Consider the following 14,763-nt stretch of genomic DNA (forward strand, 5'->3'; position numbering starts at 1 on the left):
CTCCAAGCCCCCGAATGCGACCCTTACGAGGATAGGGGGATGTGACCCCGCCCGGAAGCGGGGTGCCCCGAACGGGACGGTGGTTACACTCGTGCGGGAACCAACCCGCCGGTATCAGCCACCTACGGAGTTCCCCGTGAACCTACCCGGACAGCCCGCCAAGCAGGGCCCGCGAAGCCTCGACCCCCACCTGCGCCGCTACGCGGCGCGGACGGCGGGCATGACGGCCTCCGAGATCCGGGCGCTCTTCGCGGTGGCGAGCCGGCCCGAGGTGGTGTCCCTGGCGGGGGGGATGCCGCACCTGGCAGCACTGCCGCTCGACTCGCTGTCGGCGGAGGTCGGGCAGCTCATCGCCGAGGACGGCCTGGTCGCGCTCCAGTACGGCAGCGCGCAGGGCATCCCGGAGCTGCGCGAGCAGATCTGCGAGGTCATGGCGCTGGAGGGCGTCGACGCCCACCCGGACGACGTGGTCGTCACCGTCGGCTCCCAGATGGGCCTGGACATGGTGACCCGGATCTTCTGCGACCCCGGTGACGTGGTGCTGGCCGAGGGGCCGTCGTACGTCGGCGCCCTGGGCTCGTTCTCGGCCTACCAGGCGCAGGTCGTGCACGTGGGCATGGACGCGGACGGCCTGGTGCCGGAGAACCTGCGCGAGGCCATCGCGGCCGTCGAGCGCACGGGCCGCCGCATCAAGTTCCTCTACACGATCCCGAACTTCCACAACCCGGCCGGCGTGACGCTCGCCGTGGCCCGCCGCGCCGAGGTGCTGGAGATCTGCCGGCGGCACGGCATCCTCGTGGTCGAGGACAACCCGTACGGCCTGCTCGGTTTCGACGGGGTGACGTACCCGGCGCTGCGGTCGACCGACCCGGACAACGTGGTGTACCTCGGCTCGTTCTCCAAGACGTTCGCCGCCGGCCTGCGGGTCGGCTGGGTGCTCGCGCCGCACGCCGTGCGCGAGAAGCTGGTGCTTGCCGCCGAGTCGGCCACGCTGTGCCCGCCCACGCTGAACCAGATGGTGGTGTCGCGCTACCTGGCGACCCACGACTGGAAGGGTCAGATCAAGACGTACCGCGAGGCGTACCGGGAGCGGCGCGACGCGGCGGTCTCGGCGCTCGAACAGCACATGCCGCGTGGTTCCACGTGGAACAAGCCCCATGGCGGGTTCTACGTGTGGGTCACCGTGCCCGAGGGCGTCGACACCAAGGCGATGCTGCCCCGGGCGATCACCCAGCGCGTCGCGTACGCGTCGGGCACCGGTTTCTACGCCGACGGCCTGGGCAGCCGCCAACTGCGCATCTCGTACTGCTACCCGACCCCCGAGCGCATCCGCGAGGGCGTGCGGCGGCTCGCGAACGTCATCAAGGACGAGATGGAGCTGCACGAGACGTTCGGCCCCACGGGACCGGGCCGCGCCGTGCAGGGGCCGCAGAACCCGTCGCCCGACACGGCCTGAGTTCCACCCACCGAGTTCGACACCGTTCCGGGTTCCACACCGTTCTGGCAGGAGTAGTGAGTTGACCGACCGCTGGGTCGCAGTGCTGTCCGGTGGCCTTTCGCACGAGCGGGAGGTGTCCCTGCGGTCAGGTCGCAGGTTGTCGGCCGCCCTCCGCTCGGCGGGCCTCGTCGTGGAGGAGTGGGACGCCGACGCCCACCTCCTCACCCGGTTGAAGGAGCACCGGCCGGACGCCGTCGTGGTGGCGCTGCACGGCGGCGAGGGCGAGAACGGGTCGGTGCAGACGATCCTGGAGATGCTCGGCGTGCCGTTCGTCGGCACGGACTCGCGCGCGTGCCGCCGGGCGTGGGACAAGCCGACCGCGAAGGGCGAGCTGGCGCGCGCCGGGCTCACCACGCCGGAGTGGGCCGTGCTGCCGCACGCGACGTTCCGGGAGCTGGGCGCGCAGCCGGTGCTGGACGCGCTGGTCGACCGGCTCGGGCTGCCGTTGATGCTCAAGCCCGACCAGGGCGGCTCGGCGCTCGGCGCCCAGGTGGTCCGCGACGCGGCCGACCTGCCCACCGCGATGGTCGGCTGCCTGGCGTACGGGGACACCGTGCTCGCCGAGCGGTACGTGGAGGGCGTCGAGGTGGCCGTGGCGGTCGTCGACGGGCCGGACGGCCCGTACGCGCTGCCGCCGGTGGAGATCGTGCCGGAGAGCGGCGTGTACGACTACACGGCGCGGTACACGGCGGGCCTGACCGACTTCCACGCGCCGGCCCGGCTCGACGAGAAGGCGGCGCGGGCGGTCGGGGAGCTGGCGGTGTCGGCGCACCGGCTGCTGGGTCTGCGCGACGTGTCGCGGACCGACGCGGTCGTCGCGGACGACGGCTCGGTGCACTTCCTCGAAGTGAACGTGTCGCCGGGGTTGACCGAGACCTCGCTGCTGCCGATGGCGGTGGAGGCGGCCGGGCAGTCGCTCGGTGAGATCTACGCGAGGCTTGTCGAGCGGGCGGTTGCGCGTTAAAACTCTTTACAGAAAAGGTGACGGCCCGTGTCCTTGTGGACGCGGGCCGTCATCGTCACCGTGACGTAAGTGCCTGGGGTAATCCCTAGTCACCCACCGATGTTCGATTTGTCGCTTCCGGCGACATGAGCTGGATGATCCGTTCAAGATCGTCGACGGACCCGAATTCGACCACGATCCGGCCCTTCCGCTGCCCCAGTTCGACCTTCACGCGGGTGTCGAAGTTGTCCGACAGCCGCTCGGCCAACTCCTGGAGGCCGGGCGCCTGCATCTGCTTGCGCCGGGGCTGCTTCGCCTTGGCGGGCTCGGCGCCCTTGGCGAGGGTGACCGCCTCCTCGGTCGCGCGGACCGACATGCCCTCCGCGACGATCCGGGTCGCCAGCTCCTCCTGCACGCCCGGGTCCTCCAAGCCGAGCAGCGCACGGGCGTGCCCGGCGGACAGCACGCCCGCCGCGACCCGCCGCTGCACGGGGAGGGGGAGCTTCAGCAGCCGGATGGTGTTCGTGACGACCGGGCGGCTGCGGCCGATCCGGTCCGCCAGCTCCTCGTGCGTGACGCCGAACTCCTGGAGCAGCTGCTGGTACGCCGCCGCCTCTTCCAACGGGTTCAGCTGGACGCGGTGGATGTTCTCCAGCAGCGCGTCGCGCAGCATCACGTCGTCGGCCGTGTGGCGGACGATCGCCGGGATCGTCTTCAGCCCGGCGAGCTGGGTGGCCCGCCACCGCCGCTCGCCCATGACGAGCTCGTAGGTGTCCGTCCCCGTGGCGCGCACCACGATCGGCTGCATGAGCCCGAACTCGCGGATGGAGTGCTCCAGCTCGCGGAGCGCCTCCTCGTCGAAGACCTGCCGCGGCTGCTTCGGGTTGGTGCGGATCGCCGTGACCGGCAGCTCCTGGTACACCGCGCCGGCCACCTCCCCGGTGGGTGGGACGTCGCGCGCAGGGGTGGACGCCTTGCCGTTGGACATCGTCCTGACCGGCATGGGCGCGGGGGCGCCCGGCGGGGGACCGCTCGGGATGAGGGCCGCGAGCCCGCGTCCGAGGCCACCCTTGCGTTGTTCCGTCATGCCGTCCCCATCCTCGAACCGAACTCCGCGATCTCCCGCGCCGCGTCGAGGTAGCTCATCGCGCCCCGTGAGCCGGGATCGTAGGCGAGCACCGTCTGCCCGTAGCCCGGAGCCTCGGACACCTTCACGCTGCGCGGGATGACCGTCCTGAGGACCGTGTCGCCGAAGTGGCCGCGCACCTCGCTGGTCACCTGGTCGGCCAGCTTCGTGCGGCCGTCGTACATGGTGAGCAGGATGGTGGACACGCTGAGCGTCGGGTTGAGGTGCGCCTGCACCAGCTCGATGTTGCGCAGGAGCTGCCCCAGTCCCTCCAGCGCGTAGTACTCGCACTGGATCGGGATCAGCACCTCCTGCGCGGCGACCATCGCGTTGACGGTCAGCAGGCCGAGCGACGGCGGGCAGTCGATGAACACGTAGTCCGGCCGGATCGGGTCGAGCGCCTCCGGGCTCAGCGCCTCCTTGAGGCGGGACTCGCGGGCCACCATCGACACGAGTTCGATCTCGGCGCCGGCGAGGTCGATCGTGGCGGGCACGCAGTAGAGGTTGGGGGACGCGGTGCTCACCTGGGCGGCCTCGGCGACCGACATCTCACCGATCAGCACCTCGTACACGGAGGGCGTGCCGGAGCGGTGCTCGACGGAGAGGGCGGTGCTCGCGTTGCCCTGCGGGTCGAGGTCGATGACGAGGACCTTGAGCCCGTGGATGGCGAGGGCGGCGGCCAGGTTCACCGTGCTCGTCGTCTTGCCGACGCCGCCCTTCTGGTTCGCGACGACCATGACGCGACGACGGTCGGGGCGGGGGAGTTGGAGGGAGTCGGGGTGGAGGACGCGAGTAGCGCGTGCCGCTTCTTCCGCGATGGGGGTCCACACGGTGCTGTCTCCTGCCGGGTCCACGTTGTTGGCCAGACCTGCGCCGTGCTGCGCAGGGCGGAGGTCGTTGTTCGGACGGAGCTGGTGCTGGGGGTTCGTACCTGTTTCACGTGAAACGGCGGCCTCGCGGAACACCGGTTGCAGCGGGTCGGGGTTCACGTTCACCGATCCTTCCTTCTGCGACGCGCGCCGTCACGGCGGCTCGCCTGCTCGTCGCGCTCCACGAGCACGACGGTCGTCGGCAGTTCGAGTACATCGCCACCGCAGGAGGTCACCCGGGGACGGACGCCCCCGGCCCTGCGCACCGCCTCGGCGTCCCGCTCCACCTCTTCGGCGGCGCTCTCGCCCTTGAGGGCGACCAGGAGGCCGCCGGGTCGCAGCAGCGGCAGGCACCACCGCGCGAGCCGGTCGAGCGGGGCCACGGCGCGGGCCGTCACGACGTCGCTGTCGGACAGCGCGTCGACCACGGGCTTCTCCTCCGCCCGTCCGCGGAGCACGGTGACGTCGAGGCCGAGCGCGTCGACGCACTCGGTCAGCCACGCGACGCGGCGAGCCATCGGCTCCAGGAGGGTGAGGTCGAGGTCCGGGCGCACGATCGCCAGGGGGAGGCCCGGCAGTCCCGCACCCGAACCGACGTCCACCACCCGGCTCCCCTCGGGGAGCAGTTCCGCGACCACGGCCGAGTTGAGGACGTGGCGCTCCCAGAGGCGGTCGACCTCGCGCGGACCGATCAGGCCGCGTTCGACGCCGTGCTCGGTCAGCAGCGCGGTGAAGGCGAGTGCCTTGTCGTAGTGCTCACCGAACACGAGCCTCGCGCGGTCTTCCACCTCTTGAGCCATGTCTCCGTCCGGGGGCGTTTCACGTGAAACCACACGGGCGACCGGTGTGGGTGATGGGGTTGGGCGTCTCGGCGAAGGGCGGTGAGCCCCGCGAGAAGTGCCGGTGCCCACTATGACGGATCACCCCGGCGACACGCCAAATCCCTCGCCGCGTTTCACGTGAAACTTGCCGCGCGGCCGTCGCGGGGCGAGGTGCGGAGCAGTTCGAGCGCGTAGTCGACCGACTCGACGTGGTCGAGCGCGGGCACCTCGTCGAGCGGGAACCACGCCGCCTGGTCCGTGGACCCGCCCACCTCGAAGGTGAGTTCGCCGCCGACGACGTGCGCCTCGTACATGATGCGGATGCGGTGGTAGTCGACCTCGATCCCGTCGCGCACCACCGGCCCGTGCACGTTCTGGATGCCGAGCAGCCGATCGACCTCCGCGTGGTAGCCGGTCTCCTCGAACACCTCGCGCACCACCGCGTCGTACGGGTCCTCGCCGTGGTCGAGCCCGCCGCCGGGGAGGATCCACCTCGGCCGGTCCGGACCGAGCCAGCGGGACAGGAGCAGTCGTCCGTCGTCGATCACGACGGCGTAGGCGGCGACGCGGAGGTTCCGCACGATCTCGGTCATGCGGCGACCGTTTCACGTGGAACACCCGGGAGGGAAGGGGAGTGCGGTGCACGCGATGCGACTGGGGGCGCGCGGCGTCACCCGGAACGTGGAACGGCCCCGGTCCCGCACGGGGGACCGGGGCCGTTCACCACGACGAGCCTCAGGACTTGGGCAGCACCACGACGCGGCGCTGGGGTTCCTCACCCTCGCTCTCGCTGTGCGCACCCGCCACGCCGGCGACGGCGTCGTGCACGACCTTGCGCTCGAACGGCGTCATCGGGTGCAGCCGCACCTTCTCGCCGCTCGCCACCACCTTCTCCGCCGTCGTCCGGCCCAGCTCGGCCAGCTCGGCCCGCCGGCCCGCGCGCCACCCCGCGACGTCCAGCATGAGCCGGCTGCGCACACCGGTCTCCTGCTGCACGGCCAGGCGGGTCAGCTCCTGGAGGGACTCCAGGACCGTTCCGCGCGGCCCGACCAGCTTCTCCAGGTCGTCACCGCCGTCGATGCTCACGATCGCCCGGCCCGCCTCGACGTCGAGGTCGATGTCCCCGTCGTAGTCGAGCAGGTCGAGCAGGCGCTCGAGGTAGTCCCCCGCGATGTCGCCCTCCTGGACGAGCAGGTCCTCCGAGTTGCCCGACCGCACCGGCGGGGCCGCTTCGGCCTCCGGCGCGTCCACGTCGGCCGCCTGCAACGTCTCCGACACGATGTCTCCTCTCCAGGGTCAGCGGCGCTTCTTGCCGCCGCCCTGCTTCTTGCCCGCGGAACGGTCTGGGCTCAGACCGGGGATCTCGGTGGACGGCTTGGCGGCCCCGGTGGCGGGCTCGTCCTTCGCGTCCTGGTCCTTCGGGTCGGGCGTGGCGCCGGTCTTGGGGGCCGCCGGCTTGATGCCCGCCGCCTTCGCGCTGACGCGCTTGGGGGCGGGGGGCTGAACGCCCTTCGCACCCGGCTTGGCACCGGGCTGGGGCTTGGCGCCCGGCCTCGGCTTCACGCCCGGCTTGGGCGCCAGCGCCTGGCGCTGCTCGATCGCCTCGGCCTTCTTCGTCTCTTCCTCGCGGTCGATGCGGTGGTACACGACGTACTGCTGGCCCAGCGTCCACGCGTTGTTGCTCAGCCAGTACAGCAGGATCGCGACCGGGAAGAAGAGGCCGCCGACGAGCACGCCGATCGGGAACAAGTACAGCGTCAGCTTGTTCATGATCGCGGTCTGCGGGTTGTCCGCCGCGGCCTGCGTCTGGCGGGCCACCGAGTGCCGCGCGGTGAAGTGCGTGGCGATCGAGGCGATGATCATCAGCGGGATCGAGACCAGCAGCACGGCGTTGCGCGACGTCGCGAACTCCGCCAGCTGGTCGGCCGGCATCGTGATGAACGTCGACAGGTTCGCGCCGAACAGCTTGGCGTTGACGAACGACTCCACGCCCTGCGCGTCGAAGAAGTAGACCTCGCCCCAGTTGGGCCTGAACGAGCGCAGCACGTGGAACAGGCCGATGAACACCGGGATCTGCACGAGCATCGGCAGGCAGCCGCCGAGCGGGTTGACCCCGTGCTCGGACTGGAGCTTCTGCATCTCCTGCGCCTGGCGCTGCTTGTCGTTCGCGTACTTCTTCTTGATCTTCTGCAGCTCCGGCGCGAACTCCTGCATCTTGCGCATGGAGCGGACCTGGCCGACGAACGGCTTGAACAGGATCGCGCGGAGCGTGAAGACGAGGAACACCACGGACAGCGCCCACGCGAACCCGCTCGACTCGCCGAAGACGTGGCCGAACACCCAGTGCCAACACCACAGGATGAAGGACACCGGGTAGTAGATGAAGTTGAGCACTTGCTACTCCTCGGCAGGAAGGTCGGGGACCGCGCTCCGCCGGGGCGGGACCGGGTCCAGGCCACCAGGGTGCCAGGGTCCGCAGCGGCCCAGTCGACGCAGGGTCAACCAGGAGCCGCGCAGCGCACCGTGGACGGTCAACGCCTCCACCGCGTAGGCACTGCAACTGGGGTGGAAGCGGCAGGTCGGTGGCAGCGCCGGCGAGATGAACTTCCGGTAGAAGCGCACCGGCAGCAGCAGGGCCCGAGCGACGGGGCTCGCCAGGGGGGTCGTCATCGCAGCACCTTGCGCAGCGCCGCGTCGAGGTCGTGGCCGAGCTCGGCGCTGTCCGCATCGGCTGACGGTGCCAACGCACGCACGACGAGGGAAGTTCCGGGGGGCAGCGAGGGGAGCCGGTCGCGCACGAGGTGGCGCAACTTCCGGCTCACCCTGTGCCGGACGACGGAGTTGCCCACGGCCTTGCTCACGACGAAGCCCACCTTGGAGGCGTCCAAGGTGGGCTGCGCCGAGGTGCTCGCCCCGGACGGGGTGCCGCCGGGCTGCGCCGTCAGGACGTGCACGACCAGCCGGGACCGTCCTGCCCGGCGGCCCCGGCGGACCACCAGGCCGAAGTCCTGGCTGCGGGTCAGCCGGTTGGCCGCGGGAAGCACGGCGCTGCGGCGATCAGGCGGACAGCTGCTTGCGGCCCTTGCCACGGCGTGCGGCCAGGATGGCGCGACCCGCGCGGGTGCGCATGCGCAGCCGGAACCCGTGGGTCTTGGCACGGCGGCGGTTGTTGGGCTGGAAGGTGCGCTTACCCTTGCTCACGGTCGGACTCCCGGTGCTAACTGCCAAGCAGGTCTGTGGTCGTCCCCTGCCGTTTCGTGGGCGCGCGAAGAGCACTCCGCGCGAGCGGGAGACGGTTACGAGGGTACGCAGCCCCCGGGGCGCTGTTCAAATCGGGGTCGTCCCCGGGGGCGGTCGGCGTCGTCGGCACCCGGGCGCGGGCGGAGGTGTACCCCGGGTTGACCCCCGGAAAACACTTGCCCCACCAGCGTGTCTTGTGGCACGGGCCGCACCTTGTTAGCGTGCTGCCTTCGCGGGCAGGAGCGGGCCGGTGAGCCGCCGCCGCGCAGACCGCAGGTGCTCGGAAAGCAACGGGGGGAGCCGCTGCGCTCCGCCGCGCGTTCGTGCACAGTTGTGGATAACTCTGTGGATGCCTCTATTCTCCGTGTCCACGTCGTGGAAGTCCCCCGGGGGACTGACCGCGGAGGAGTCACCGAGGGGAGGGGAGCGCTGAGGTGTCCGACCACCAGACCGACCTGGGTCGCGTGTGGGAGCAGGTCGTGCAGGAGTTGGCCGCCAGCACGCTGTCCCCCCAGCAACGGGCGTGGATGCGGGTGACCCGTCCCATCGGTCTGCTCGACGGAACCGCGCTGCTGGCCGCGCCGAGCGACTTCGCCAAGGAAGCGATCGAGCGCGCGCTGCGCGAGCCCATCACCGCCGCCCTCTCGCGCCGGCTCGGCCGCGCCGTCTCGCTGGCCGTCAAGGTCGACTCGCCGGACCCCGTCACCGCGCCCATCCCCGTGCCGACCGCCGTGCCCGGCCCCGGTCACGGGCAGGTCCCGATCGGCGGGACGCAGGCTCCCCACAACGGCGGCCCCGCGCCGATCACCCCCCTGCCCGGCGTCCCCCTGCCCGGCGCGCTCCTCCCCACCCCCGAGCCGGAGACCGACGGGGACGAGGGCGAGGAGGTCGACGAGCAGGCCGAGGCGCTCGCCACCGTGAACGAGATCTGGCCGACCTTCGGCGGCGGGCAGCACGCGCCGGCGCCGACCGGCGTGCCGTACACGCGACCGGCGAACCCGGCGTCCTCGCAGACCCGGCTGAACGAGAAGTACAACTTCGACACCTTCGTCATCGGCGCGTCCAACCGCTTCGCGCACGCCGCGGCCGTCGCGGTCGCCGAGGCGCCCGCCCGCGCGTACAACCCCCTGTTCATCTGGGGCGAGTCCGGTCTGGGCAAGACGCACCTGCTGCACGCCGTCGGGCACTACGCCCAGCGCCTGTTCCCGGGCATGCGCGTGCGGTACGTGTCGACGGAGGAGTTCACCAACGACTTCATCAACTCCCTGCGCGACGACCGCAAGGTCGCCTTCCAGCGCCGCTACCGGGACATCGACGTGCTCCTCGTCGACGACATCCAGTTCCTGGAGGGCAAGGAGGGCACGCAGGAGGAGTTCTTCCACACCTTCAACACGCTGCACAACTCGAACAAGCAGATCGTCGTGTCCTCGGACCGGCCGCCCAAGCGGCTGGAGACCCTGGAGGACCGCCTGCGCACCCGGTTCGAGTGGGGCCTGATCACGGACATCCAGCCGCCCGAGCTGGAGACCCGCATCGCGATCCTCCGCAAGAAGGCGGCGCAGGACCGGTTGGCCGCGCCCGCCGAGGTGCTGGAGTTCATCGCGGCCCGGATCGAGCGCAACATCCGCGAGCTGGAGGGCGCGCTCATCCGCGTCACCGCGTTCGCCTCGCTCAACCGGCAGCCGGTCGACGTGCAGCTGGCCGAGATAGTGCTGCGCGACCTGATCCCGGACTCGCACGCCCCGGAGATCACCGCGCCCACGATCATGGCGGTCACCGCGGAGTTCTTCTCCGTGTCCATAGACGACCTGTGCGGCCCCGGCAAGACGAAGGTCCTGGCCCAGGCGCGGCAGATCTCCATGTACCTGTGCCGCGAGCTGACCGACCTGTCGCTGCCGAAGATCGGCCAGACGTTCGGCGGTCGCGACCACACGACGGTGATGCACGCGGACAAGAAGATCCGCAAGGAGATGGCCGAGCGCCGCCGCGTCTACGAGCAGGTGCAGGAGCTGACGTCGCGCATCAAGCAGCGCGCCCGCCGCACCCCCTGACGCTCGCAAGCGTTTGCCCCACCCTCGCCCCCGTCGCACGCACCACCGCGGCGGGGGCTCTCCGCACCCGAGGGCCCAACGCCCGGGTCGCGCGAGTCGTACGTCCGGGCCCCGCGAGTCGTACGTCCGGGCCCCGCGAGTCGTACGTCCGGGCCCCGTGAGTCCTACGTCCGGGTCGGGTGGGTCCGCCGTCCGGGGCCCTCGTCCGCCGCTCCGCCCCCCGCCGCACCAGGGGAACCGCCGCCGCACCCGGGGAGCGCCCGGCCCGCACCCGGGGGCGGCGGGCCCGGTCGGCGGAGCGCCGGCGACACCCGGGTGCGGCACCCGCCGAACGCCCGCGCCCGGGCCGTCCCCGGGGCGCGACCCCCTGCGGAACCGGTTCCGGGCGACATCACCCGGTCGGGAGCGGGAAATACCACGTGTCCAGGCCCTCAAGGTCGTTCCAGCAGGTCGGCGGCACGGCCGACCGCAGGTGCACCCGGGTGCACCTGCGGCGACGAGTTGTCCACAGCCGCGGCAAAACGCCCCGTCGGGGGAGATCCGCACCACGATCACCCTGTGCAGCACCCGGGTACAACCCCGCCCACACCCGGGGATGAACCCGGGGACAACTCGGCCTTCCTGTGGACCGAACGGGGCACCTCGCGAGTTCTCCCCGGGTGCGCCGAGTTGTCCCCGGGTGCGACCCCGTGTCCGTCCACACCTCCGCGAGGGTGGCGAGCAGCCAAAACGGGGGTTGTCCACACAATCCACAGCCCTTACTGCTGTTGCTGTTGTCTTCCCTTGAAGAGAAGAACAAAAGAAAAACAGGCGGCGGTCGGGCCCGGGGACGGAGGCTCCGCCCCCGGGGTGGACCCGAGATGACGAAGGACGCCCCGACGCTCTACGGTGGGGAGCCTCCGCGCCGAGGGTCGGACCGATCCGGCGAGGGACGCGGCTCCCAACCCCCACCGCAACACGAGCTGTTGCCGCTCATGCCGACTTGAGGAAGGACGCCTCATGAAGATCCGCGTCGAGCGCGACGGCCTGGCCGACGCCGTCGCCTGGGTCGCCCGCAGCCTGCCGTCCAGGCCGCCCGTCCCGGTGCTCGGCGGCGTCCTGCTGGACGCGGGTGCGGAGGACGGGTCGGGCGAGGCGCTCACCGTCTCCGGCTTCGACTACGAGGTGTCCGCCCAGTGCGGCGTCCCGGCCACCATCGCCGACGGCGGCAAGGCGCTCGTCTCGGGCCGCCTGCTGGCCGACATCACCAAGGCGCTGCCGAACCACCCGGTCGAGATCGCGGTGGACGGCTCCCGGATGACCATCTCGTGCGGCAGCGCCCGGTTCTCCCTGCCGACGATGCCGGTCGAGGACTACCCGCAGCTGCCGTCCATGCCGCAGCTGGCCGGCGAGCTGCCCGGCGAGGTCTTCGGCGAGGCGGTCTCCCAGGTGGCGGTCGCGGCGGGCAAGGACGACACCCTGCCGATGCTGACCGGCGTGCGGCTGGAGATCGGCGAGGGCAAGCTGACCCTCGTGGCCACCGACCGCTTCCGCCTCGCGATGCGCGAGTTCCCGTGGGAGCCGAACGCCGGGCTCGGCGAGGTCGCCGTCCTCGTGCCGGCCAAGACCCTGAACGACTCCGCGAAGACGCTCGGCGCGTCCGGCGCGAAGGTCCAGCTGTCGCTCGCCGCCAACGACGGGCTGCTCGGCCTGTCCGGCACGGGCCGCCGCACGACCACCCGCCTGCTCGACGCCGACTTCCCGAAGTACCGCCAGCTGCTGCCCAGCGAGCACTCGGCCGCCGCGATCATCGAGGTCGACGCCCTGGTGCAGGCGATCAAGCGCGTGTCGCTGGTCGCCGAGCGCGGCACGCAGGTCCGGCTGGAGTTCGTCGAGGCGGGCCTGCGCCTGTCGGCCGGCGGCGACGACGAGGGCAGCGCCGAGGAGGAGCTGCCGGTCCAGTACGACGGCGACCCGGTGACCATCGCGTTCAACCCGAACTACCTGCTCGAGGGCCTCCAGGCGGTGCGCACCCCGCGCGCCCACTTGTCGTTCACCACACCCAGTCGCCCCGCGCTTCTCAAGCCGGTGGACGAGGATGGGAACGTGGCGCCGGGCTACCTGTACCTGTTGATGCCCGTGCGCCTGCCCGGCTGATCCACAACGCCATCCACAGACGCTAGGGAAGAGGAACGACCGTGCAGCTCGGACTCGTCGGCCTCGGCAAGATGGGCTTCAACATGCGCGAGCGCATCCGCCGCGCGGGGCACGAGGTGGTCGGCTACGACCGCAACCCGGACGTCACCGACGCCGAGTCGCTCGCCGACATGGTGGGCAGGCTCAGCGCGCCGCGCGTGGTGTGGGTGATGGTGCCCGCCGGCGACATCACCCGGCAGACCATCGCCGACCTGGGTGACCTGCTCGACGAGGGCGACCTCGTCATCGACGGCGGCAACTCGCGCTTCACCGACGACACGGAGAACGCCGAGGCGCTCAAGGCCAAGGGCGTGCACTACATGGACGCCGGCGTGTCCGGTGGCGTGTGGGGCCTGGAGGTCGGCTACGGCCTGATGGTCGGTGGCGAGCCCGAGGACGTCGAGCGGGCCATGCCGATCTTCGACGCGCTGCGCCCCGAGGGGCCGCGCGAGGAGGGCTTCGCGCACGCGGGCCCGGTCGGCGCCGGCCACTTCGCGAAGATGGTCCACAACGGCATCGAGTACGGCCTGATGCAGGCGTACGCCGAGGGCTTCGAGCTGCTGGAGGCGTCCGAGCTGGTGCAGGACGTGCCGGCGACGATCAAGGCGTGGCAGCGCGGCACGGTCGTCCGCTCGTGGCTGCTGGACCTGCTGGTCCGCGCGCTGGAGTCGGACCCCGAGCTGGACGACCTGCGCGGCCACGTCGAGGACTCCGGCGAGGGCCGGTGGACGGTGGAGGAGGCGATCAAGCACGCGGTGCCCGCGCCGGTGATCTCCGCCGCGCTGTTCGCCCGGTTCGCGTCGCGCCAGGACGACTCGCCCGCCATGCGCGCGGTCGCGGCGCTGCGCAACCAGTTCGGCGGCCACGCCGTGGTGACCGCGGGTCCTTCGTCCGGTTCCGGCTCCACGCAGAGCTGACGCCGTTGTACGTCCGGCACCTCCAGGTCACCGACTTCAGGTCGTGGGAGCACGCCGACCTGGCGTTCGAGCCGGGCGTGAGCGTGCTGGTCGGGCGCAACGGCCAGGGCAAGACGAACCTGGTCGAGGCGCTGGGCTACGTGGCCACCCTGGGTTCCCACCGGGTGGCCACGGACGCGCCGCTGGTCCGGCACGGCGCCTCCCGCGCCGTGGTCCGGACGGCGGTGGTCAACGAGGGGCGCGAGCTGCTGGTCGAGCTGGAGGTCACGCCGGGCAGGGCGAACCGGGCGCGGATCAACCGCGGCCCCGTGCCGCGCCCGCGCGACGTGCTGGGCATCCTGCGCACGGTGCTGTTCGCGCCGGAGGACCTGGCGCTGGTGCGCGGCGACCCCGGTGAGCGTCGGCGGTTCCTCGACGAGCTGCTCACCACCCGCTCGCCCCGGTACGCGGGCGTGCGCGGCGACTACGACCGGGTGCTGCGGCAGCGGGGCGCCCTGCTGAAGACGGTGCGCGCGAGCCGCAACGCCGACCTCGGCACCCTCGACGTGTGGGACGGCCACCTGGCCCGGCACGGCGCGGAGCTGCTGGCCGGCCGGCTCGACCTGGTCTCGGACATCGCGCCGCACGTGGCCGCGGCGTACGCGGAGGTCGCGCCGGAGTCGCGGCCGGCGCGGGTCGCGTACCGGTCGAGCCTGGGGGAGGCGTTCCCGGGCGTGCACGACCGCGAGGTGCTGGAGGACGCGCTGCTCGCCGAGCTGCACCGGGTGCGGCCGCAGGAGGTCGACCGGGGCATGTGCCTGGTCGGCCCGCACCGGGACGACCTGGAGCTGTTCCTCGGCGAGCTGCCGGCGAAGGGCTACGCGAGCCACGGCGAGTCGTGGTCGTTCGCGCTGGCGCTGCGGCTCGGCGGGTACGAGCTGCTGCGGGCGGAGGCGGCCGAGCCGGTGCTCGTGCTGGACGACGTGTTCGCCGAGCTGGACCGCGGCCGGCGTCGGCAGCTGGCGAAGGTGGCGGCCGCCGCGGAGCAGGTGCTGATCACCGCGGCCGTCGCGGAGGACGTGCCGGAGGAACTCGAGGGCGCGCGGTTCGAGGTCGCCCACGGTGAGGTGCGCCGTGTCTGAGG

15 protein-coding genes are annotated in these 14,763 nt (G+C 71.8%); 6 read left to right on the forward strand and 9 right to left on the reverse strand.

The genetic code is table 11. The features are described from left to right. The first annotated feature begins 136 nt into the window (after nucleotides 1-136). Together CKY47_RS03500 and CKY47_RS03505 are read left to right on the forward strand one after the other, a co-directional pair. A complete protein-coding gene (locus CKY47_RS03500; RefSeq protein ID WP_306744126.1) occupies nucleotides 137-1,456 on the forward strand; it encodes an aminotransferase-like domain-containing protein in 1,320 nt (439 codons plus the stop codon). A gap of 61 nt (nucleotides 1,457-1,517) precedes the next feature. Next, complete coding sequence (locus tag CKY47_RS03505) at nucleotides 1,518-2,462, forward strand: D-alanine--D-alanine ligase family protein (protein WP_306744127.1); 945 nt, start codon at nucleotides 1,518-1,520, stop codon at nucleotides 2,460-2,462. Nucleotides 2,463-2,547: 85 nt separating this feature from the next. Here the strand turns inward: CKY47_RS03505 and CKY47_RS03510 are convergent, their stop codons facing one another. The 9 genes from CKY47_RS03510 to rpmH all read right to left on the reverse strand — a co-directional run bounded on the left by CKY47_RS03510 (nucleotide 2,548) and on the right by rpmH (nucleotide 8,458). Further along, nucleotides 2,548-3,528 (reverse strand): ParB/RepB/Spo0J family partition protein, encoded by a 981-nt coding sequence (locus CKY47_RS03510; protein WP_306744128.1) that lies wholly within the window; start codon nucleotides 3,526-3,528, stop codon nucleotides 2,548-2,550. Then, nucleotides 3,525-4,433: a ParA family protein gene (locus tag CKY47_RS03515; RefSeq protein ID WP_306744538.1), complete on the reverse strand. Its 909-nt coding sequence runs from the start codon at nucleotides 4,431-4,433 to the stop codon at nucleotides 3,525-3,527. Before CKY47_RS03515 ends, CKY47_RS03510 begins: the two co-directional genes overlap by 4 nt. 125 nt (nucleotides 4,434-4,558) lie before the next feature. Further along, nucleotides 4,559-5,236 carry a 16S rRNA (guanine(527)-N(7))-methyltransferase RsmG gene (rsmG, locus tag CKY47_RS03520; RefSeq protein WP_306744129.1) on the reverse strand — a complete coding sequence of 226 codons (678 nt, stop codon included), beginning with the start codon at nucleotides 5,234-5,236 and terminating at the stop codon, nucleotides 4,559-4,561. A 155-nt stretch (nucleotides 5,237-5,391) separates the two neighbouring features. Then, the gene (locus CKY47_RS03525; RefSeq protein ID WP_306744130.1) at nucleotides 5,392-5,850 is read right to left on the reverse strand and encodes an NUDIX hydrolase; all 459 of its coding nucleotides are present in this window, start codon (nucleotides 5,848-5,850) and stop codon (nucleotides 5,392-5,394) included. A gap of 142 nt (nucleotides 5,851-5,992) precedes the next feature. Further along, nucleotides 5,993-6,535 (reverse strand): Jag family protein, encoded by a 543-nt coding sequence (locus tag CKY47_RS03530; RefSeq protein WP_306744131.1) that lies wholly within the window; start codon nucleotides 6,533-6,535, stop codon nucleotides 5,993-5,995. An 18-nt stretch (nucleotides 6,536-6,553) separates the two neighbouring features. After that, on the reverse strand, nucleotides 6,554-7,651 hold the full coding sequence (gene yidC / locus CKY47_RS03535; RefSeq protein WP_306744132.1) for a membrane protein insertase YidC: 1,098 nt from the start codon (nucleotides 7,649-7,651) through the stop codon (nucleotides 6,554-6,556). Between the two features lie 3 nt (nucleotides 7,652-7,654). After that, entirely contained in the window at nucleotides 7,655-7,927 is a 273-nt protein-coding gene (yidD, locus tag CKY47_RS03540; RefSeq protein WP_306744133.1) for a membrane protein insertion efficiency factor YidD, read from the reverse strand. Continuing rightward, on the reverse strand, nucleotides 7,924-8,301 hold the full coding sequence (gene rnpA / locus CKY47_RS03545; RefSeq protein WP_306744134.1) for a ribonuclease P protein component: 378 nt from the start codon (nucleotides 8,299-8,301) through the stop codon (nucleotides 7,924-7,926). The genes yidD and rnpA overlap by 4 nt, the downstream gene beginning before the upstream one ends. 13 nt (nucleotides 8,302-8,314) lie before the next feature. After that, the gene (gene rpmH, locus CKY47_RS03550) at nucleotides 8,315-8,458 is read right to left on the reverse strand and encodes a 50S ribosomal protein L34 (RefSeq protein ID WP_073897783.1); all 144 of its coding nucleotides are present in this window, start codon (nucleotides 8,456-8,458) and stop codon (nucleotides 8,315-8,317) included. Between the two features lie 473 nt (nucleotides 8,459-8,931). Here rpmH and dnaA point away from each other — a divergent pair, with 473 nt between their 5' ends. From dnaA to recF, 4 genes are all read left to right on the forward strand, one after another. After that, nucleotides 8,932-10,548, forward strand: a complete 1,617-nt coding sequence (gene dnaA / locus CKY47_RS03555; protein WP_306744135.1) for a chromosomal replication initiator protein DnaA — start codon at nucleotides 8,932-8,934, stop codon at nucleotides 10,546-10,548. Between the two features lie 999 nt (nucleotides 10,549-11,547). Further along, nucleotides 11,548-12,684, forward strand: coding sequence for a DNA polymerase III subunit beta (gene dnaN / locus CKY47_RS03560; protein ID WP_306744136.1), 1,137 nt, complete (start codon nucleotides 11,548-11,550; stop codon nucleotides 12,682-12,684). Between the two features lie 41 nt (nucleotides 12,685-12,725). Next, a complete protein-coding gene (gnd, locus tag CKY47_RS03565; protein WP_306744137.1) occupies nucleotides 12,726-13,640 on the forward strand; it encodes a phosphogluconate dehydrogenase (NAD(+)-dependent, decarboxylating) in 915 nt (304 codons plus the stop codon). Nucleotides 13,641-13,645: 5 nt separating this feature from the next. Further along, entirely contained in the window at nucleotides 13,646-14,761 is a 1,116-nt protein-coding gene (recF, locus tag CKY47_RS03570) for a DNA replication/repair protein RecF (protein ID WP_306744138.1), read from the forward strand. Nucleotides 14,762-14,763: the final 2 nt, after the last annotated feature.

Source organism: Saccharothrix longispora, from assembly GCF_030852425.1.
Taxonomy (GTDB): Bacteria; Actinomycetota; Actinomycetes; order Mycobacteriales; family Pseudonocardiaceae; genus Actinosynnema; species Actinosynnema longispora.

Excerpts from the sequence above, each read along its gene's own strand:
- CKY47_RS03510 (WP_306744128.1), bottom strand. The coding sequence starts at position 3,528 with ATGACGGAACAACGCAAGGGTGGCCTCGGACGCGGGCTCGCGGCCCTC.
- rsmG (WP_306744129.1), bottom strand. The coding sequence starts at position 5,236 with ATGGCTCAAGAGGTGGAAGACCGCGCGAGGCTCGTGTTCGGTGAGCAC.
- CKY47_RS03525 (WP_306744130.1), bottom strand. The coding sequence starts at position 5,850 with ATGACCGAGATCGTGCGGAACCTCCGCGTCGCCGCCTACGCCGTCGTG.
- yidD (WP_306744133.1), bottom strand. The coding sequence starts at position 7,927 with ATGACGACCCCCCTGGCGAGCCCCGTCGCTCGGGCCCTGCTGCTGCCG.
- dnaN (WP_306744136.1), top strand. The coding sequence starts at position 11,548 with ATGAAGATCCGCGTCGAGCGCGACGGCCTGGCCGACGCCGTCGCCTGG.